A 307-nucleotide genomic window follows, 5' to 3' on the forward strand; every position below is an offset into this window, starting at 1 on the left:
AGGCCGGCCACGCCGGCGGCAGCGCTGGCCCCGCCCCATAACAGCACCCGGCGGCGCGAGAGCTGGGGGGCAAGCAGCTCGCCGCTCTCGTCGCCGGCGGCGCGGCTGGCCAGGTCGATGGCCTGCAGGCGCAATAGCGCGCCGGGCCTGCGCTAATCCCCCGCGAGCCACGCGTCGAACGCCGCCTGATCGGCCGGAGTCAGCGGCGCGCGGTCACGACGCGCCACCCACGTCGCGGCGTCGTCGTCGATGCTCTGGCTGGTTTGGCGATCGGCCATCGAGGGGAGCGGGATCCTGATGAGAAGCG

Annotated in this window: 1 protein-coding gene; it reads right to left on the minus strand. The window is 74.6% G+C overall.

The features are described 5' to 3' along the window. Positions 1 to 152: 152 nt before the first annotated feature. The gene (locus EIK80_RS27110; protein ID WP_125159723.1) at positions 153 to 278 is read right to left on the minus strand and encodes a DUF4880 domain-containing protein; all 126 of its coding nucleotides are present in this window, start codon (positions 276 to 278) and stop codon (positions 153 to 155) included. Positions 279 to 307 lie beyond the last annotated feature (29 nt).

Source organism: Caulobacter sp. 602-1 (genome assembly GCF_003931565.1).
Lineage (GTDB): Bacteria > Pseudomonadota > Alphaproteobacteria > Caulobacterales > Caulobacteraceae > Caulobacter.

Bases quoted from the DNA above. Each gene is read 5' to 3' on its own strand.
- EIK80_RS27110 (WP_125159723.1), bottom strand. From the start codon at position 278: ATGGCCGATCGCCAAACCAGCCAGAGCATCGACGACGACGCCGCGACG.